This is a genomic window from Gryllotalpicola sp. CP2-P1 (genome assembly GCF_057512245.1).
Genome location: NZ_JBLRDT010000031.1, coordinates 1 through 19031 on the forward strand (window position 1 = coordinate 1; position 19031 = coordinate 19031).

Annotated in this window: 16 protein-coding genes and 1 pseudogene; 5 read left to right on the plus strand and 12 right to left on the minus strand. The window is 69.6% G+C overall.

Features of this window, described 5'->3' with window-relative positions; translation table 11 throughout:
• Positions 1–947: hypothetical protein (locus tag ACM2XV_RS04305; RefSeq protein WP_487026072.1), on the plus strand; the 947-nt coding region annotated here is incomplete at its 5' end.
• A 37-nt stretch (positions 948–984) separates the two neighbouring features.
• Here ACM2XV_RS04305 and ACM2XV_RS04310 read toward each other — a convergent pair.
• The 3 genes from ACM2XV_RS04310 to ACM2XV_RS04320 all read right to left on the minus strand — a co-directional run bounded on the left by ACM2XV_RS04310 (position 985) and on the right by ACM2XV_RS04320 (position 3839).
• Positions 985–1476, minus strand: coding sequence for a transposase (locus tag ACM2XV_RS04310; RefSeq protein ID WP_487026073.1), 492 nt, complete (start codon positions 1474–1476; stop codon positions 985–987).
• Between the two features lie 231 nt (positions 1477–1707).
• Complete coding sequence (locus ACM2XV_RS04315) at positions 1708–2670, minus strand: lysylphosphatidylglycerol synthase domain-containing protein (protein WP_487026074.1); 963 nt, start codon at positions 2668–2670, stop codon at positions 1708–1710.
• The gene (locus tag ACM2XV_RS04320; protein WP_487026075.1) at positions 2667–3839 is read right to left on the minus strand and encodes a glycosyltransferase family 4 protein; all 1173 of its coding nucleotides are present in this window, start codon (positions 3837–3839) and stop codon (positions 2667–2669) included. The genes ACM2XV_RS04315 and ACM2XV_RS04320 overlap by 4 nt, the downstream gene beginning before the upstream one ends.
• A 151-nt stretch (positions 3840–3990) precedes the next feature.
• Between ACM2XV_RS04320 and ACM2XV_RS04325 the strand changes: the two genes are divergently transcribed.
• Positions 3991–4866, plus strand: coding sequence for a glycosyltransferase family 2 protein (locus tag ACM2XV_RS04325; RefSeq protein ID WP_487026086.1), 876 nt, complete (start codon positions 3991–3993; stop codon positions 4864–4866).
• A 22-nt stretch (positions 4867–4888) separates the two neighbouring features.
• Complete coding sequence (locus ACM2XV_RS04330) at positions 4889–6034, plus strand: glycosyltransferase family 4 protein (RefSeq protein ID WP_487026076.1); 1146 nt, start codon at positions 4889–4891, stop codon at positions 6032–6034.
• A 3-nt stretch (positions 6035–6037) separates the two neighbouring features.
• Here the strand turns inward: ACM2XV_RS04330 and ACM2XV_RS04335 are convergent, their stop codons facing one another.
• From ACM2XV_RS04335 to purE, 6 genes are read right to left on the minus strand one after another with little or no spacing between them, the layout of a single operon-like run.
• A complete protein-coding gene (locus ACM2XV_RS04335) occupies positions 6038–7006 on the minus strand; it encodes an NAD-dependent epimerase/dehydratase family protein (RefSeq protein WP_487026077.1) in 969 nt (322 codons plus the stop codon).
• Complete coding sequence (locus ACM2XV_RS04340) at positions 7003–8022, minus strand: glycosyltransferase (protein ID WP_487026078.1); 1020 nt, start codon at positions 8020–8022, stop codon at positions 7003–7005. Before ACM2XV_RS04340 ends, ACM2XV_RS04335 begins: the two co-directional genes overlap by 4 nt.
• Before the next feature lie 20 nt (positions 8023–8042).
• Positions 8043–10340, minus strand: a complete 2298-nt coding sequence (locus tag ACM2XV_RS04345) for a hypothetical protein (protein WP_487026079.1) — start codon at positions 10338–10340, stop codon at positions 8043–8045.
• Positions 10337–11185, minus strand: coding sequence for a glycosyltransferase family 2 protein (locus ACM2XV_RS04350; RefSeq protein ID WP_487026080.1), 849 nt, complete (start codon positions 11183–11185; stop codon positions 10337–10339). Before ACM2XV_RS04350 ends, ACM2XV_RS04345 begins: the two co-directional genes overlap by 4 nt.
• Positions 11186–11716: a GtrA family protein gene (locus tag ACM2XV_RS04355; protein ID WP_487026081.1), complete on the minus strand. Its 531-nt coding sequence runs from the start codon at positions 11714–11716 to the stop codon at positions 11186–11188.
• 60 nt (positions 11717–11776) lie between these two features.
• Positions 11777–12286, minus strand: coding sequence for a 5-(carboxyamino)imidazole ribonucleotide mutase (gene purE / locus ACM2XV_RS04360; protein ID WP_487026082.1), 510 nt, complete (start codon positions 12284–12286; stop codon positions 11777–11779).
• 67 nt (positions 12287–12353) lie between these two features.
• Between purE and ACM2XV_RS04365 the strand changes: the two genes are divergently transcribed.
• A complete protein-coding gene (locus tag ACM2XV_RS04365; RefSeq protein WP_487026083.1) occupies positions 12354–14432 on the plus strand; it encodes an acyltransferase family protein in 2079 nt (692 codons plus the stop codon).
• Positions 14433–14443: 11 nt separating this feature from the next.
• On the opposite strand, the pseudogene ACM2XV_RS04370 reads toward ACM2XV_RS04365, so the two are convergent.
• The 3 genes and pseudogenes from ACM2XV_RS04370 to ACM2XV_RS04380 form a co-directional block, all read right to left on the minus strand.
• Positions 14444–15613: pseudogene (locus ACM2XV_RS04370) on the minus strand (5-(carboxyamino)imidazole ribonucleotide synthase); the annotation flags it as partial.
• A gap of 28 nt (positions 15614–15641) precedes the next feature.
• Positions 15642–16217 (minus strand): PH domain-containing protein, encoded by a 576-nt coding sequence (locus ACM2XV_RS04375; protein ID WP_344775172.1) that lies wholly within the window; start codon positions 16215–16217, stop codon positions 15642–15644.
• Between the two features lie 7 nt (positions 16218–16224).
• Entirely contained in the window at positions 16225–17019 is a 795-nt protein-coding gene (locus ACM2XV_RS04380; RefSeq protein ID WP_487026084.1) for a biotin--[acetyl-CoA-carboxylase] ligase, read from the minus strand.
• A gap of 186 nt (positions 17020–17205) precedes the next feature.
• Between ACM2XV_RS04380 and ACM2XV_RS04385 the strand changes: the two genes are divergently transcribed.
• Positions 17206–18843: an acyl-CoA carboxylase subunit beta gene (locus tag ACM2XV_RS04385; RefSeq protein WP_487026085.1), complete on the plus strand. Its 1638-nt coding sequence runs from the start codon at positions 17206–17208 to the stop codon at positions 18841–18843.
• Positions 18844–19031: the final 188 nt, after the last annotated feature.

Below are 19031 nucleotides of genomic sequence, written 5' to 3' on the forward strand. Positions count from 1 at the left end.
TGATACTCGCCGCGGTCACTCTCATTTCTCGCCCCCTATGGTTCACCGGCCAGCACGGCGGTTCGAACGGGTCGGTCGCCACAATTCAGAAGGCTGCAGGGGTTGCGGTGAACGGCACGCAGACCTACACGGAAGACTCCGTGCTGTGGCTTGCCATGTACATTGGTTGGCCGGCCGTCATTCTGGGCTTCTTGGGCATCGCATATGCCGCGCGCCAAGCTGTTGGCGGCGGCGCTTCTCGGCTTCTCCCTCTTCTTGGCGTCATCGCGGGGCCTAGCCTGCTGTACCTGGTCCAGGTGAGCATCTCACCCGATCAGATATGGGCGTTGCGCCGATTCCTTCCGGTGACGATTCCCGGTTTGATCCTCATGGCGCTGTGCGTCCTTCAACTCTTGGTCGCGTCGAGCTCACCGCTCATGCGCTCGCGTGCGGTGGCGTACATAGCAACTCCGGTAGTGGCAATCCTCGCCGCGTCGGTCATTGCATTCCCCTCGTACACCCTGTACAAGTCCGCACCGGTCCTCACGAGCGTGGAGCACGGGGGCAGACTCGACCAGTTCGAGACGATGTGCGACACACTGGATGCTAAAGCGCCGGTCGTCTACGTTCTGACACGCACATACAGACTGACTCCCAGCGTGCAGTCAATCTGCGGCAACGAAACCATCACCTATCTGGGACTCAAGACCACGCTGACCGCCGACATTCTTCGTCAGATTCGCAAGGACTACGGCGGAGACGCTGTCGACATCGTGTCGTATAGCCCGGACAGCATCCCTTGGGTTTCCGGCACAACACCGATAGCCCAACCAAGCGCCACTGTCAGCACCTGGCCGCAGCTCCTCAATCGACGCCCGGTGCAGCCCACGACGGAGACGTGGCAGCTTTGGGTCGGCCGCATCGGCGCTGACGGCACGGTCACACCGCTCGCGCCTCCCGCGCGATGACGGACCGTCGCCGTCGAGACCACCTAGGGTATGTCTCCTAACCGTTTGAGCCAGGGGGTGACGGCGCGTAGGACGGCGCCGCCGCGGTAGGTGAGGGCGAGCTTGTCGTAGCGATCCCACGCCATTGCTTGATGTCGGAGAAGCCGCGCTCGATGACGTTGCGGCCCTTGTAGTCCTTGGTGTCGAAGGCCCGGCGGCGCCCGCCGCGGGAGCCACGCCGATTGCGGTCGGCGATCTGATCGGACTGCTCGGGGATGACGGCGGTAATGCCCCGCTGCCGCAGGTGCTGCCGGATCGCGCGGGAGGAGTACGCCTTGTCGCCGCGAACCCGGTCGGGGCGGGTGCGGGGCCGGCCGGGCCCGTGATGTGCGACTTCGAGGCGGTTCATCAGGACTTCGAACATCGGCCAGTCCCCGGCCTCTTCGCGCCCGACCAGCGGCAGCCCGGTGCCGTCCACGAGGTGGTGGATCTTCGTGCTCAAGCCGCCGCGGGAGCGGCCGATCGCATGATCAGGCAGCTCCGTCAGCATATTCGTGTAATGCGACAGGTCCCTTTCTTAGGCGCGGCAGCGTGCTCACGTGCTGATGCGCACGGTTCACGGTCGAGTCCACCGAGACGGCCCAGTCGATCTCCCCGGCCGTCTCCGCGGCCACGCTGCAGCCGGCAGAACCCGAGAACGCGCCACAGCCACAGACTGCTCTCAGCACCGGCCACCAGTTAGGAGACACGCCCTAGCTAGCTGTCTGTTGCAGCAGGCGGTTCAGTCTCTATGTGCCGGCGTACTCGTGGCCGCGGCCCTGTCTGTCGCCAGCCGCCGCGAGTCCGCCCGACGTGCACTCGCCGCGATCGCGAACAAGGTGACGTCTACGACGATTAAGAGCACCCGACTCACCAGGGCTACACCGAGCACCGTCGCAGTCGGGACGGACCCGCCGAAAAGCAGCACCAGGATCCCTTCGCGGACACCGGCCCCGGCCGGGGCGAAAACCGCGAGGAATCCGACTACCCAGGACAGCGCGTACCCGGAGGCGCTCGGAAGAAGCAACGCCGTGCTGCCGTGACCCGCCGATGCGAACAGCAACCAAAGCTGAAGGCCCATAAGAGCCCAATTCGCCAAAGCCCAGAGCATGGAAGCACCGAGGTGGCGGCCGTTCAAGGTCGGAAGCAGATCGGACCGACGAAGGACTCGAAAGAGCAACGCCAAGACTCGGCGCATCACGGGGGGGAGAAGCAAAGCCGCCCCAGCCAGCACCACAATAACGATGAGCCACCAGTAGCGTTCTGCGAGCACGGGAACAAGGACGAGCGTCCCGAGCGAGACGATCGCACCGGTGACAAGCGATACGCCGAGCTGCAACGTCATCGTGACGACTGTCACGGAACCGGGGAGCCCCGCGCGCTGGCCCGCCTGGCTGCCCGCCACCATGGGCCAGATGCCGCCGGGGATGTACTTGCCGATCTGCGACGTGAACGTCACCTCAGCGCCAGCACGCAAACCGATCTTGCGACCGAATGCGTGCACGACCGACCGCCAGCTCAACATGGCACAGTAGGTGCCCGCGAAGGCCGAAGCCAGCCCAGCGACGACGAACCACGGATCCATGACCTTGAGCGACGAGAGCACTTCCCGCCAGTTCGACACCGCGAAGTAGACGAGGAAAGCCACCGCGAGCGCTCCGCACGCGATCTGGATGGGGGCGCGCAGGCGCGAAAGCCTGCTCACTTCGCTGACTCCGACTCCGACTCCGACTCCGACTCCGACTCCGACTCCGACTCCGACTCCGACTCCGACTCCGACTCCGACTCCGACTCCGACTCCGACTCCATGATCGTGAAGAGCTGTGCCGCCATGTTCTGCAAGGAGTACGTGTCGCGTGCGGCGATCCGGAATTCGCCGGCCCGTTCGCTGCGGCGAGGATCCGCGATGATGGCCTCCAAGGCATCTGCCCAGGCAGTCGCGTCGGCACTCGGCACCCTGATGCCGGTCTCGCCGTCGCGAACCGCGTCGACCAGTCCCTCGAGGTCTGCAGCCACAGTGAAGACGCCGGCCTGACTCGCCTCGGTCACAACGAGCCCGAAACCCTCGATGTCGCCAGGTACCGGGATGTTCGGCTGCACGAAAATATCCGCGCCACGCAGCAGCTCAGCGCGACGTTCATTGCTCACGCGGCCGAGCAGATGCACACGGCCAGTGAGCCCACGTTCCGCGACCGCGGCCTCGATCTGCGGACGATCTTCTCCTTCGCCAACGACGAGATAAACCACCCGGGCGTCCAGCCTGGGGAGCACCTCGCTGACGAACCAGCGCACTCCTTTGCGTCGCACCAGCCGCCCGGTTGTGAGCAAGAGCACAGCGTCGCCAGCCGCGCCGACGAGCTCGAGGATGCGACAGCGCGCTTCCTCGCGGCTGTACGGCGGATCCGGCTCGGGCGGGATGCCCAGGGTGATGACGGACACTCGCTCGGGCGCGACGCCGACCAGGGCGATCACCTGCGCTCTGGTCGCTGTGCTGATCGCCATGATGTGCGGTGCACGACGCAGGGCGGGATATACGAGGGCGCGATAGATCGGATTGGAGAAGGTCACATCGAGCCCCATGACCATCGTCGACGCGCGCATGCCCAGCGAGCGCGGTATCCACGACAACAGAGCCCACGTGAGGGCATCGCCGAAGAGCACTTCGCTTTCGCGCGCTCGCAAGGTAGCGCCGAACAGTCGAACGGCGGCGACGGGTAGCCACCACACGAGGTTCTTGTTCGAGCGCCTCAAGGCAATCAGCGTTGTATCGGACCCCGATTCGATGAGGGCCCGATGCGTGTTCGCGGCGAGCGTTTCCATGCCGCCGATCTGCGGAGGGAACTTTCGAGTGACAAAAATGACAGCGCTCGGCATGTGGATCCAATCGGGCAGACGCGCCGGGGAGCTCAGCTGCTCCGGACCCGTCTACCCTACTGATTCTTCTCAGGGAGCCCGCCTATATGGACGCTCTCTCGGGCCGCGCGACGGCACGCCCTAGAATGTCAAAGTGCAAGCGAAGGGATCGGTGGTTGCTAACGCGCGACGTGCTGAGTCGCGCCACGAACCGGCCCTCGCAGCAGTGACAGTCAGCTACCACTCGGGGGAAGCCCTGAGCTCACTCGTCGCCTCGCTGGCCACCGGCTCGGAGGTGCCCGCTCACACGATCGTGGTCGACAACGCGCGCGACGACGGCCTCGACCTGCCGAGCCTCGACGGCCTCGAGGTCGTCGCGGCACCGACCAACCTGGGCTACGGCGGCGGCATCAACTTCGGCGCGCGGCGCCTGCCGCAGAGCGTCGAGTGGATTCTCATCACGAATCCCGACGTCACCTTCACCGAGCACGCGATCTCGACGCTCCTCGCCGTCGCGAGCGAGCAGCCGGATGCCGGCGCCGTCGGCCCCCGCATCCTCGAGAGCGACGGCGAGACCTACCCCTCGGCGCGGGAACTGCCGAGCCTGCGCACGGGCATCGGCCACGCCCTGTTCGCCAACGTCTGGCTCGGGAACCCCTGGACGCGCCGCTACCGCGGCGAGAACCGCGTCACGACCGGCACCTGGCGCGAGACAGGCTGGCTCTCGGGCTCGTGCCTCTTGGTGCGCCGCAGCGCCTTCGAGGCCATCGGCGGCTTCGACGAGAGCTACTTCATGTACTTCGAGGACGTCGACCTCGGCGCCCGGCTCGCGCAGGCGGGCTGGCGGAACCTCTACGTGCCCGGTGCGGTGGTCACTCACACCGGCGCGCACTCGACCACGAACCACGCCTCGGCGATGCGCAGAGAGCATCACCGCAGTGCGTACCTGTACCTGTCGCGGAAGTACTCGGCGCCCTATCTGTGGCCCCTGCGAATCGGCCTGAAGATCGCTCTGTCGGTGCGCGCCCGATTCACGAGCCGCGGCTGAGCCCCGATAGTCTCGTGGCACCATGACGACCCTCCGCGTGATCGCCGACGACACCATCGCTCGCACGTCGACACAGCCGAGGATCAACGGCCTCACCCGCTACGCCGGCGAGCTGACCCGGGCGCTCATCGCCACCGCTCCCCCGGAGTGCGACGTCGAGCTGATCGTCTCCCGCCGCCCCACGAGCGAGCTGGCCGCGTTCGAGAGCGCGTTCCCCGGCACCACCCGCACGACGGTGTCGCGGCTGCCGCACGGTGCGCTGGCGAGCGCGTGGGCCAACGGCGTCCGGGTCGCCGCGGGCACCGGCATCCTGCACGCCCCGAGCCTGTTCGCCCCGCTCGTGCGCGGCGACCAGCACGTCGCGCGTCAGCTCGTCGTGACCGTCCACGACACGATCGCGTGGACGCACCCGGGCTCCCTCGACGACGCCGCCTGGGCGCGGCGGATGGCGCACCGGGCCGCGAAGCACGCCGACGCGATCGTGGTGCCGAGCCACGCCGTCGCCGCCGAGCTCGCCGAGCACGTGAACGTCGGCGAGCGCATCCGCGTCATCCCCGGCGCCACGAGCGCCGGCATCACGCTGCCCGACGACCCAGAGGTCCGCGCGAGCTGGCTGAAGCTCCCCGAGCGCTTCGTGCTCGCGTCCGGCTCGATGGACCCCCGCAGCGGCATCGACGCCCTCGTCGAGGCGGCGGCGCTGCCCGAGTTCCAGGACGTGCCCGTCCTGGTCGTCGGCGACGACGAGTGGCGCGGCCGCCGCATCACCGAGGTCGCGATGCTGGCCGGGCTGCCCGAGGGGCGGGTGCGCCCGCTCGGCACCGTCAGCGACAGCGACCTCGCCCTGCTGCTCATGCGCGCCGCGGCGTTCGTCGCCCCGGGCTACGCCGAGGGCTTCGGGCTCATGGCCCTCGAGGCGCTCGCGTTCGGGACTCCGCTCGTGCACTCAGACGCCCCCGCGCTCGTCGAGCTGGCGAGCGGCGCCGGCTACCAGGTCGCGCGCTACGACGCCGGGTCACGGTATGCGGAGCGGCTCGCAGCCGCCGTCGGCACCGTGCTCGCCGGGGATGCCAGGGCCGAGGCGCTCGCCACCCTCGGGCGCGACCGCGCCAAGGCCTTCAGCTGGCGCGATTCCGGAGCGCGCGTCTGGCAGCTGCACGCCGAGCTGTAGGCATCAGCGGACCCCCTCGGGGTGCTGCACCTGAAGCAGCACGTCGTCCATGGTGGCGCCGATGCCGGCGGCGAGGGGGGTCAGCTCGCGGTGGTCGAGCTCGGGCCAGACGACCGACCTCATCCTCAGATCGAGCCCTTGCAGCGCCGCCTGCGCCGAGTAGCCGAGCATCGCGTTGGGCCGCCGCTTCTCGATCTGGCGGAACTGGCCGAGCAGATCGGCGATGCTCGTGCCCCGACCCGAGCCGAGGATCTTCGTGACCCCGGTGCCCGCAGGGCAGCCGAGGAGCCGGTCGAGGGCATCGAGCAGCAGGCGCGCGCAGTCGTCGACGAAGATGTAGTCGCGCACCGTCTCGACGGGCACGAAGATCGTCGCGGGCTTCGGCGACAGCTGCGCCTTCGCCAGGTGCGAGATCAGACCCTGCAGTTTTCCGAGTTTCTGGCCGGGGCCGTACAGATTGGTGATCCGCCCGACCAGCACACGGCATCCGCTCGCGGTGAGGCGCACGGCGAGCTGTTCCGCGTCGAGCTTGAACCGGCCGTAGAGCGAGATCGGCGCCGGCTCGGTCTCTTCCGTGAACGGCGGGTTCGTCGACCCGCCGTAGACGCCGCCTGCCGACGACGAATAGAACAGGCATCCGCGCGCCAGCAGCTCAGCGTCGAACACGGCGGCGACCCGCTCGCAGAAGAGGCGGAACTGCGCGAGCTCGCGCGCGACCTGCTCGGCGGTCGCCGCGGTCACGGCCGCGCCGGCGACCCAGACGATCGCCCAGTCCTCGCCCGCCGCCGCGCTCACCGCATCGCGGAGCGCCTCAAGACCTGCGTCCACCGCGGCGGCGAACGCGCCGTCATCGCCCCACGGCAGCCCTGGCTGCTGGATCAGGCGCCATCGCCGCCGCGGGTCGGCGTCGATGGCGTGGGCCACCGCGCCGCCGAGCATGCCGCCCTGGCCGACGACCCATGCGATCGTCACCTGCGGCTGCCCGGCAGCGCCTTACCCATGGGGCCGTCCGCCGGATCCGTGGTGATCAGGTACAGCGGCTTCCCCATCGCCATGTTCACCGACACGCCGATGTACTCCGCGATGACCCCCAGCGAGAACAGGATCGCGCCAGAGGTGATCGTGACAATGATCGTCGTCGATGCCCAGCCCGGCGGGGTGTTGTTGCCCGCCGCGGTCGCGATGAGCACCCAGATCGTGAGGGCGATGCCGAACCCGGCGAAGAGCACGCCGATGTAGCTCACGATGCGCAGGCCGCGCGTGCCGTTCGAGATCACGAGCCGCCAGAAATGGGAGAGCAGTCGTCGTAGAGAGTAGCCGGACTGCCGCCCGGCCCCCTCCTGCCGCAGCATCGTCGGGCTCGTCGCCGTCGAGGACACGATCCAGCTCAGCGCGACGTCGAGGTAGACCCCGCTGCCGGCGTAGGCCGCGACGCTGCGCCCGATCGAGCCGACCACGAGCCGGAAGCTCTGGTAGTTCTTCGCGTTCGCGCTTCCGAGCAGCAGCGAGATGAGCGCCTTCGCCGACTTCGAGGCCAGGTTGCGCAGGAACCCGTGCGGCGCCTCGTTCACCGGTTTGGAGTAGACCAGCGGTGCCTGCTCGCGCAGGGCGGTGTCGAGCATGCCCGCGATGTCGGCCGGGTCGTGCTGGCCGTCCTCGTCGAGCGTGACGATCCAGTCGCCGGCCGACGACGACATGCCGGCGAGCGTGGCCGCGTGCTGCCCGTAGTTGCGGCTCAGCCAGATGGCGCGGGCGAACGGATGCTTCCCCTCGAGCTCCCTGATGACGCGGGCGGAGTCGTCGCGGCCGTTGTCATACGAGAACAGCACCTCTGAGACGACGAAGTGGTTCCCGTCGGGCGTGACGCTCTCTTCGGTCAGGGGCACGAGCTCCTCGGTCAGCGGCGCGAGGGTGTGCTCGCCGCCGTAGACCGGGATCACGACCGACACGGTGTGCAGATAGGGCCGTTCGTCGGAGGGCTGTTCCATAGCTCGTCTTCCCTCTGGGCTCACTTCGCCACGGCCGACGCAGTGCGATCGAGGAACCGCTGCGTGGCGTCTTCGGTGAACAGGATATTGGAGAGGCCCAGCTGAACCGTCTGCCCACTCGCCGGGATGGCCACCCTGAGCTGGGACTGGCCGGGTGCGAGGCTCAGACGCAGGCGCACGCTGCCCGTTCCGCCCGTGAGACGCACGGTCTGGTGGGTGCCATCGGGCAGCGTGAGCTGCACGGGGCCGGCGACGGCGGGCACCGTGCTCACCGTGAAGCTGAAGACGCCGTCGACCGTGCCGGAGCGCGGGTTCTCGAGGGTGAGGGCCGAGTCGGGCTTGTTCGACGCCCAGAGCTCGCGCGGGTTCGGCTTCGGCGTCGTCGTGAGCTGGAAGTCGGGCACCGGGTACGGCGTGACCGGCTCGATGACCGCCCGGCGCGTCGCGTCGAGCAGCGACGGCGACACCTCGCCGCGCAGCTGCGACGCCAGCGGTCGCAGGTCGAAGGCGACCCAGCGGCTGCTCTCATCGCCGACCGCGCGCACCTCGGGCAGCGCCTGCAGACCCGTCACGAGCGCCCGCCCGCCGTCGTTGTACGCGTCACGGTCGACCAGGATGCCTGTCATGCCCGCAGCCGCCGCGAGGGCCGCGATCTGGGCGGGCGAGTGCCCCTCGAGCTCATCGGGCCAGTCTGCGATGGGGCGCCCCTTGATGCCGCCCGCCGTCCACTTGATGCCGGTCGTGTGCAGGAACGGGACGAGCTCGCTGGAGGCGAGCGTGCCGTTCGGCGACGAGTCCTCCGGGAAGCGGATGTACGGCAGCTGCAGGATCGTCGCATCGTCGGGGAACGCCTTCTGGAGCGAGGCGAAATAAGCCCGGTCGCCGAGGAACGACGTCTGCGCGGCCTTCAGGCTCGTGGAGGCGTCGTAGGGCGTCTGGTCGATCAGTGCGATGCAGCCGATCAGCACCGCGGCGACGAGCGACACCCAGGCGGGTGCGACCGAGCGGTGGGGCGCGCGCCGCCGGTTGGCGAGCCAGACGAGACCGCGCTGGATCAGCAGGCCGATGATGCCGAGGCACATGATCGCCATGACGATCGAGATCCGGTTCCAGCCGCGGATCACCGTGGTGACGAAGGAGATGAAGGTCGAGATGCCGCCCACGCTGCCGAGCAGGAACGCGAAGAAGGTCAGGGCCGAAAGGGCGATGAGGTTCTGGAACCAGGGCCGGGCGACGACATCGTCGCCGCGCCCCGCACGCAGGCGGCTCAGCACGAGGTAGGCGATGACCGCGAACGCCGCCACCAGCCCGGCCGCCGCGAGGCCGCCGAGCGCGGGGTGCTCGCTGATCATCGGGTAGCCGTTGTCGTAGGCCGCGCGCAGCCTGCGCAGGATGCCGATGTTGTGCCCCGACCAGGGCAGCACCAGCTGCGCCAGCTTGAAGGCATACAGCTCGGTGTCGCCGTGGCTGCGCTCGAGCGCCTGCAGCGCGGCGCCGTGGGTGCGCTGGAAGATCAGGTTCGGGGCGACGTTGATCAGCATCGTGACGACGACAACGGCGCCCGCGACGACCGCACCGCCGAAGCGGCGCCAATCGCGCCTGAGGATGAGGGCGACCACGCCCGCGAACGCGAGCAGCAGCAGGAAGAACACGGAGTAGTACTGACTGGCCGTGGCGAGCAGCGCGGTGATTCCGACGACGGCCGCACCCCGACCGGTGAGCACCGCCAGCACCGGGTGAACCCCGGGACGCCTCGTGAACAGCGCTTCACCGCGCAGGACCCAGACGAGCACGACGACCGCGAGGGGCACCGGGAAATACTCGCCGAGATAGAGGTGCGACTCGCCGCGCTGGAAGTGGTACGGCGCGATCGCGTAGGCGACGGCGAGCGCCACGGCGAGCGCCCGGCCCACCCCGACCGTGCGCAGGAACCACGTCGCGGTGAGCGCGGCGAGCGGGAAGCCCAGCAGGAACACGACGTTGAAGACGACGACCCAGTCGTGGCTGAACAGCCCGACGACCTTCGCCATGATCAGCGTGAAGTTGTCCGCCTGCGGGAAGTCGTAGTAGAACTCGCCGGCGGGCGCGCCGAGTCGCGGCTCGAACTCGAACCAGCCCTGGGTCAGCACGGTGCTGATGTGCGCCGCACTCGCGATCGCGTCGCCCTGATACTCGAACGGCACGCTCAGCTTGGCGTTCCACAGCCTCAGCCCGATGACGGCCGCGACGCAGCCCGCGACGAACGACCACGCGTAGACGACCCACTCGCGCCGCCACCACGCGAGAGCGGTCTCGCGCCTCAGAGTGCTCTCGCTCACGCCGCCGCCTTGCTCATCCGGCGGCGCAGGTACGCATAGGCGAGCCGGCGCAGAAGGGCCGTCTTCGTCGCGTTGAGATCGCCGATGCGGCGGTCGGCGGCGCTGACGATCTCGGGATGCCGAGCGTGCATGCTCGCGTGGAAGTCGGCAGCCTGGCGGGACTGCTGTCGCATGAGCCGCACGCTCCACTGGGTGTCGCTCACGCGGAATCCGGCCAGCGACGCGTCGATCCCCACGAAGTCGCCCTGCAGCAGCACATTGGCGTAGCTCGCCTCGTCGATGAGATAGGGCGCCGCGTCGTCCCACCACCCGGCGCGCTCGAGAGCCTCGCGGCGCATGAGCACGCAGGCCGGCTCTCCGAGCAGGTTGGTGCCGGCGCGCACCGTGGCGCGGATCGCGTCGGCGCCGCGGTGAACGCCGACGAGACCCGCGAGGCCGCGCCCCGTGACGACCGGGGCGCCGTGGGCATCGATGACGTCCCGGCGGGATGCCGCGAGCACAGCACCCGGGTTCGCCTCGAGCGCCTCCACCTGCCGCGCGACGAGCTCGGGGTGCACGAGATCGTCCCCGCACACGAGCTTCACGTAGTCGCCGGTCGCAGCCTGGCTGACGCGGTCCCAGTTGGCCTTCGCGCCGCCGCCGGCCGGGGTGGGCGAGAGCACCCTGACGCGGTCGTCGGCGGCGGCATAGCGATCGAGAATCAGCTGGGTGCCGTCGCTCGAGGAGTGATCGGCGACGATCACCTCAAGCCGCTCGTAGCTCTGCGCCAGGACGGCGTCGAGGGTCTCGGCGAGATAGAGCTCGTTGTTGTAGGCGGGGATCACGATCGAGACGGTCGCGGTCACTCACGCCTCCTCTCTCTTGCGGCGGAACGAGAAGTCGCGGTGGCCGAAGAAGCTGATCATCGTGGTCACCAGCACGATGAGAGCCTGCGCGAGCAGCGGCTGCATGTGCAGGACGCCTGCGAGCAGGGTGAGCAGCACCGCGTTCACGCCGAGCGAGACGAGATAGACCGTCTCGAAGCGCGCAAGGTCGGTCCACAGGTGCCCGCGGACCCGGAAGACGAAGCGACGGTAGAGCACGAAGGCGCACAGCACGCTGAGCACGTGCGCGCACAGCAGAGTGAGCAGATAGTCGAAGCGCAGCGTGAACCCCGCGATGGTCGCGTGCCACGCGATGTTGCGGAAGAGCGCGTCGAAGAGCGCGAACCACAGGAATCCGATGACCGTGTTCGCCGTGCCGACGATCAGGAACGCGACGCGGTAGTCCTTGACGAGCCGCAGCATCAGCCCCGGCGCACCGCTCATCCCGGCAGGGGCGACGGGAACCGCTCCCGCCTCCTCAGGCGCCGACGGCTCGTCTCCCTGGTTGTGCATCGCGTGAATACTACCGGCGACGCACGTCGCGTTCGGTGACGGTGGCCGTCGCCGCGCCGGTCAGAGCCCGGCGATCAGCGCCCGGTTCTTCTCTTCCACGAGGGCCTCGAGCTCGCGGGCGTACTCCGCGACCTTCGCGCTGAGCTCGGCGTCACCCGAGGCGAGGATCCGGGCGGCGTACAGCCCCGCGTTCGCCGCCCCGTTGATCGCCATCGTCGCGACCGGGATGCCGGCGGGCATCTGCACGATCGACAGCAGCGAGTCGAGCCCGTCGAGCCGCGCGAGCTGCACCGGCACGCCGATCACGGGCAGCGTGGTCACGGACGCGACCATGCCCGGCAGGTGAGCGGCGCCGCCTGCGCCCGCGATGATGACGCGGATGCCCCGCCCGGCCGCCTCCTTGCCGAAGGCCACCATCTTCTCGGGTGTGCGGTGCGCCGAGACGACCTGCACCTCGTAGGCGATGCCGAACCGGTCGAGCGACTCGGCAGCGGCCTTCATGGTCGGCCAGTCGCTGTCGGAGCCCATGATGATGGCGACCTGCGCCTCGGTCGTGTTGATCGCTGCCATGGAGCCCATCGTACGGACAGGCCCCGACCAGGGCCGAGCCGAGAAAGGCGGCTAGGCTCGATGCTCGATGTCTTCGCCGAACACCCTCGTCGCGGGAGCGCTCCGGCACCGGGCAGGTCGTCGCCCGTCATCCGGCCGCCCCGGCTTCCGACTCGATGTCCAGGGTCTGCGCGCACTCGCCGTGGGGTCGGTCACGCTCTACCACGCGCACCTTCCCCTTCTCACCGGCGGGTACGTCGGCGTCGACGTGTTCTTCGTCATCTCCGGCTTCCTCATCACCTCCCATCTGCTGCGCGACGTGCTCACCCGGGGGCGTCTGGACTTCGGCCGGTTCTATGCAAGACGTGCGCGTCGCATCCTTCCGGCGTCCTTCGCCGTGCTGCTCGCCACGCTGGTGGCGGCGGTCTTCATCGTTCCCCCCGCTCAGCTGCGGCAGGTCGCGCACGACGCCGTCATGACCGCGCTGTACGTGCCGAACTGGGCGTACGCGGCAGGGGGAACCGACTACCTCGCCCAGTCCGACGCGCCGAGTCTGTTCCAGCACTACTGGTCGCTCGGGGTCGAGGAGCAGTTCTACCTCGTCTGGCCCCTGCTGCTCGTCGTCGCGTTCGCGCTCGTGCGCCGTCGGAAAACGCGGCTGGCCGGCGTGCTCGGCGCGATCGCAGTCGTCTCGTTCCTGCTGTGCGTCGTGCTGACCCGCACTAGCGAGCCCTGGGCGTTCTTCGGCCTGCACACGCGCGCGTGGGAGTTCGCAGCGGGCGGCCTCGTCGCCCTTCTTCTCAGCGGCCGCTGGCGGCTGCCGAGAAGTGCCGCGACCGTCGCGGGCTGGCTCGGCGTCGCAGCGCTCGCCTGGTCGCTGTTCGCCTTCACGGACGCAACGGAGTTCCCAGGAGCGGCGGCCGCCGTTCCCGTGCTCGGCACGGCGCTCGTCATCCTGGGCGGGGCGTCCGCACCGCCGCACGGCCCCGGCGCCCTGCTCAGCTGGCGCCCCGCGGTCTTCCTCGGCGAGATCTCCTACTCCCTCTATCTCGTGCACTGGCCTGTGCTCACGCTGGCGCAGGCCGCCGTGGGCGCGGAACACCCCCTGCGCATCCGCTACACGCTCCTGCTCGCGGTGCTGTGCGTGCCGCTCGCCTGGGTCCTCTACCGGTACGTCGAGAACCCCCTGCGACGCAGCGCCCGCCTGTCGGCGCTTCCGGCACGCGCGACGCTCACCAGCGCCCTCGCGGGCTCGCTCGTGGCTGTCGTCGCCGCGGCGGGCGTGTTCGGGATCGCGGTCGCGGCCCCGACGAGCACCTCACGCACCGTCCGCCCCACGGCTGCGACGCTCAGCCCCGATGCGACCCCGTTCGTTCCGGCGAACCTGCAGCCGGCGCTGGACAAGGCGAGCACGGACAACCCCGCCGTGTACGCCGACGGATGCCACCTCGAGTTCTCGAGCACCGCGCCGCCGGGCGACTGCCGCTTCGGCACCAACGCCGCGGCCCCGCACGTTCTGCTGTTCGGCGACTCGCATGCCGCGCAGTGGTTCCCCGCGCTCGACGCGCTGGCCGACGACGGCGCCATCTCGCTGCAGTCCGTGACCAAGAGCGGCTGCCCGGCGGCAAGCATCTCGGTGGACTTCACGTCGCAGAGCGGCCCGATCGCCTACCCGCAGTGCGAGATCTGGCGGGACGCCATGCTGAAGAAGATCGCTGCGGACCCGCCGCAGCTGATCGTGCTCTCCGACGACAGCGCCCCGCCGCTGCCCGACGGCGGAACGCCGACGGCGGCGCAGTGGCAGCAGGCCGTGGCGCAGACGCTGTCGCAGCTGCCGAAGCAGTCGCGCGTGCTCGTGATCGGAGACACCCCGCTGCCCGGAACGCCCCCCTCCGCCTGCCTCTCGGCACATCTCGACGACGCGGCGAGCTGCGCTCTCCCGAAGGCGACGGCCGTGCGCTCCGACTTCATCGCTGCCGAGCGGGCAGCCGCGAAGGCCGCTCATGCACAGTTCGCCGACGTCGACGACTACCTGTGCAACGACACGTCCTGCCCCAGCATCATCTCGAACCGGCTGGTCTATCGCGACGGGTCGCATCTGACCGCAACAGCGGCGCGCAGCCTCGCCCCGGAACTGGGCAGGGCCGTGAGGGCAGCGCTCGGCTGAGCGGGCTCGGCTCAGCCCTCGAAGAAGGCTGCGGCCGCGCGGGCATCCGCCAGCACGGCGTCGAGCTCGGCGCCCGTCACCGTGACGTGCCCGACCTTGCGGCCCGGGCGGGACTCCTTGCCGTAGCCGTGCAGCTTGGCCGCGGGGTGCGCGGCCGCCACGGCCGGGTAGCGGTCCTGCAGGGTCTGGCCCACCGGGCCGCCCAGCACGTTGATCATGACCGCCCACGGCTCACGCGGGCGGGTCGAGCCGAGCGGCAGGTCGAGCACCGCGCGCAGGTGCTGCTCGAACTGGCTCGTGACGGCTCCGTCGATCGACCAGTGGCCGCTGTTGTGGGGGCGCATCGCGAGCTCGTTGACGAGAACGCGGCCGTCGCGCGTCTCGAACAGCTCGACCGCGAGCATTCCCGTGACCCCGACGCCCTCCGCGACCCGCACCGCGATGTCTCGGGCGACCTCGGCGACGGTCGACGCCGTGCCATCGGCTGCGCGCGCGGTGTCGGCGGCGGTCGGCGCGGGCGCGATCACCTCGGCGCACACCCCGCCCCTCTGCACGGTCTCGACCACGGGGTAGGCGACGATCTCGCCCGACGGGCGACGCGCCACCTGCTGCGCGAGCTCGCGCACGAAGTCGACGAGCTCCTCGACGATCAGCGAGCCGCCGCGGCCGTCCTCCTCGAGGGCGATGAACCAGTCATCCGCCCCGTTCTTGTCGTCGACGACGCGCACGCCCTTGCCGTCGTAGCCGCCGCGGGCGGTCTTCACGACCGCACGGCCGCCGTGCGACTCGAGGAACGCACCGAGCTCGTCGGCGTTCGAGATCGCGGCCCAGTCGGGCGACGGCAGCCCGAGCTCGGTGATCTTCTGGCGCATCAGCAGCTTGTCCTGCGCATAGAGCAGCGCATCCGGGCCCGGGTGCACAGGAACCCCGGCGTCGACGAGCGCGTGCAGCACATGCTGAGGCACGTGCTCGTGGTCGAAGGTCACGACGTCGACCGTGCGGGCGAACGCGAGCACGGTGTCGAGGTCGCGGTAGTCGCCCACCCCCGTCGCGGCGAGCTCGGCAGACATCCCCGGCGCCTCTTCGAGCACCTTGATGGTGAGGCCCAGCGAAACGGCGGGCGGGATCATCATGCGGGCGAGCTGACCGCCGCCGATCACTCCGACAGTGCTCTTCATGCTCTTAACGCTATCGGTCGGCCGCGATCGGTCAGCGCCCGTCCCACACGGTCGTCTGACGCGTGATCGTCGGCGACTGCATCACCTGCCGCTGAGCCGTCTGCAGGCTCGCGGCGTTCTCCATCAGATCGTGCAGCGCGACCTGCACCGTGCGCGCCTTGGGGATGTCGGCGAGGACGAGCACCGTCTCGCCCGAGACCGTGATGCGCAGATTCCCCGAGCCGAACATCACCTGCAGCGGCCCGCGCGACAGCTCGACCTCGTAGCCGCGCAGGTGAAGCAGCTCCTGTCTGCGGCGCACGAAGAAGCCGCGACGCACCACGATGCGCCGCGTCGTGATGATGTACCGCTTCGACAGCCACGAGAAGTACGGCAGCAGGAAGAACAGCAGCACGAGCAGCGCCGCGGCGAGCATCACGGCGTAGTGCGCCCAGCTCGCGGGGAAGCGCTCGGCGAAGTAGCCGTAGGCACCGCTGACGAGGATCAGCGCGATCGACGGCCAGAACAGCACCCGTGCGTGCGGGCGCAGGCGAGCGACCACCCGCTCAGGCGGGGGCGCGGGGACCTCGGGGGCCGCCGCCGTGCGCGGGGCTACCGGTCGGGCCATGTGCCCATTAATACCGCAGGTGCGTCACGTCTCCCGCCGCCACCGCCGTGGGTCCGGCATCCGTTATCACCATGAGACGTCCCTCGGTGTCGAGGCCCGTCGCGTGCGCCGTCACGAACGTGCCGTCGGGCAGCTCGATGCGCACGTCGCGGCCCACGGTCGCGCACTCGCGCTCGATGAGCGAGCGGATGCCCGAGCCCTCAGCGTCCCCCCGCGCATTCGCCAGCTCGTACGTCAGCACCCGCAGCTCGCCGAGGTAGGCCGCGAGGATCGCATCCGGGTCCGGCGTCTCGACCCCCGCGAGCCGCAGCGAGGTCGCGGTCTCGACGGGCAGCTCGTCGGCGGCGATCGTGAGGTTGAGGCCCGCGCCGACGACGACGGCCGAGGCGTCGGGCAGCAGCTCGGCGAGGATCCCGCAGACCTTCCGCCCGGCGATCAGCACGTCGTTCGGCCACTTGAGCTCGACGCCGCGCGCGCCTGCGGCGTCGACCGCGCGCTTCATGGCCACGCCAGCGATGAGCGGCAGCCAGCCGAACGCGCCGACGGGCAGGCTGCCCGGCAGCTCGTCGGGGCGCAGCAGAACGGAGACGGCGAGGCTCGTCCCGGGCGGCGCGCTCCACTGCCGATCGAGGCGGCCTCGCCCGGCGGTCTGCTCATCGGTGAGCAGCACGGACAGGTGGGGCCAGTCGGCCGGTGCGGCGGATGCCTGCTCGACGAGGTCCTTGTTGGTGGAGCCCGTGCTCGGCACGACCACGAGCCGCGAGGCGACCGAGCGGGCGAACGGCAGCTCAGAAAGAGTCACGCCTCATTCTCCCGCGGCGCATTCGCCGAAGGGTGCCCACGTGAGGCTTGCACGCGGCGATCGACCGTCGCCGCACCCCTCGGCGAGGCATCCGCACCGGGCGTCCGTAATCGCTAACGATCTCGCGCGCCTTTGTAGGAAATCCTCAACGCAGCGCGCCGGAAGTGCGCGGGTAGGGTGAAAAGCGTGACCGAAGACGCCACTTCGCCCGAGCCCGAGCCCGCGACTGCGACCGAGACAGAGGGTCCCGACCTCGCGACCACCGCCGGCCGCATCGCCGACCTCAAGTCCCGCTACCACGAGGCTGTGACCGTCAAGGAGGAGGCGAGCGCTGCCAAGCAGCACTCGAAGGACAAGCTGACGGCTCGCGAGCGCCTCCTCAACCTGCTCGACCCCGGCACCTTCGTCGAGTTCGACGAGTTCGTCCGCCACCGCTCGACGGGCTTCGGCCTCGAGGCGAAGCGCCCGTTCGGCGACGCCGTCATCACGGGCGTCGGCGCCATCGACGGCCGCCAGGTCGCCGTCTTCAGCCAGGACTTCACGACCTTCGGCGGCTCGCTCGGCGAGGTCGCGGGCGAGAAGATCATCAAGGTCATGGACCACGCCCTCAAGACGGGCTCGCCCATCATCGGCATCCTCGACTCGGGCGGCGCCCGGATTCAGGAGGGCGTCGTCGCCCTCGGCAAGTACGCCGAGATCTTCCGCCGCAACACGGCGGCGTCCGGCGTCATCCCGCAGATCTCGATCGTCGTCGGGCCGGCTGCGGGTGGCGCCGTGTACTCCCCCGCCCTGACCGACTTCGTCATCATGGTCGACAAGACGAGCCACATGTTCGTCACCGGCCCCGATGTGATCAAGACGGTCACCGGCGAGGACGTCGGCTTCGAGGAGCTCGGCGGTGCGCTCACCCACAACAAGCTCTCGGGCGTCAGCCACTACCTCGCGACCGACGAGGCCGATGCGCTCGACTACGCGCGCAACCTGCTGAGCTACCTGCCCGACAACAACCTCACCGATGCGCCGGTCTACGACGTCGAGCCCGAGCTCGAGATCACGGATGCCGACCAGGAGCTCAACGCCCTGATCCCGGATTCCCCGAACCAGCCGTACGACGTGACCCGCGTGATCGAGCACATCGTCGACGACGGCGAGTTCCTCGAGATCCAGCCGCTGTTCGCCCCCAACATCGTGATCGGCTTCGGCCGCGTCGAGGGCCGCTCGGTCGGCATCATCGCGAACCAGCCGAACGCGATGGCCGGAACCCTGAACATCGACGCGGGCGAGAAGGCCGCGCGCTTCGTGCGCTTCTGCGACTCGTTCTCGATCCCGATCGTCACCCTCGTCGACGTGCCCGGCTACCTGCCCGGAACCGACCAGGAGTGGACGGGCGTCATTCGCCGCGGCGCCAAGCTGCTCTACGCCTACGCCGAGGCGACCGTTCCGCTCGTCACGATCATCACGCGGAAGGCCTATGGCGGCGCCTACATCGTCATGGGCTCGAAGCAGCTCGGCGCCGACATCAACCTCGCGTGGCCGACGGCCGAGATCGCGGTGATGGGCGGCCAGGGCGCGGTGAACATCCTGTACCGCTCGCAGATCTCGGATGCCCGTGAGCGCGGCGAGGACGTGCAGGCGCTTCGCCAGAAGCTCGCGAGCGACTACGCCTACGAGGTCGCCTCGCCGTACCTCGCCGCCGAGCGCGGCGCCCTCGACTCGGTCATCGAGCCCGCCGCCACTCGCACCGCGATCATCAAGGCGCTGCGTTCGCTGCGCACCAAGCGCGCGTCGATGCCGCCGAAGAAGCACGGGAACATCCCTCTGTGAGCGGAACGACACTGTGAGGGGGAAGACACTGTGAGCCCCAAGCACCGCGCCGAGATCGCGCGCGACGCAGTGGCCCCTGTCGAGCCCGCGGCGGTCGACATCCGCTTCGTGACGACGGGTCTCTCGCCCGAGGAGGTCGCCGCCGCGACCGCCGTGCTGACGGCGGCGCTTCAGCAGCAGGCGCAGTC

Bases quoted from the DNA above. Each gene is read 5' to 3' on its own strand.
- ACM2XV_RS04320 (WP_487026075.1), bottom strand. From the start codon at position 3,839: ATGCCGAGCGCTGTCATTTTTGTCACTCGAAAGTTCCCTCCGCAGATC.
- ACM2XV_RS04330 (WP_487026076.1), top strand. From the start codon at position 4,889: ATGACGACCCTCCGCGTGATCGCCGACGACACCATCGCTCGCACGTCG.
- ACM2XV_RS04365 (WP_487026083.1), top strand. From the start codon at position 12,354: ATGTCTTCGCCGAACACCCTCGTCGCGGGAGCGCTCCGGCACCGGGCA.
- ACM2XV_RS04375 (WP_344775172.1), bottom strand. From the start codon at position 16,217: ATGGCCCGACCGGTAGCCCCGCGCACGGCGGCGGCCCCCGAGGTCCCC.
- purE (WP_487026082.1), bottom strand. From the start codon at position 12,286: ATGGCAGCGATCAACACGACCGAGGCGCAGGTCGCCATCATCATGGGC.
- ACM2XV_RS04340 (WP_487026078.1), bottom strand. From the start codon at position 8,022: ATGGAACAGCCCTCCGACGAACGGCCCTATCTGCACACCGTGTCGGTC.
- ACM2XV_RS04355 (WP_487026081.1), bottom strand. From the start codon at position 11,716: ATGCACAACCAGGGAGACGAGCCGTCGGCGCCTGAGGAGGCGGGAGCG.
- ACM2XV_RS04310 (WP_487026073.1), bottom strand. From the start codon at position 1,476: ATGCTGACGGAGCTGCCTGATCATGCGATCGGCCGCTCCCGCGGCGGC.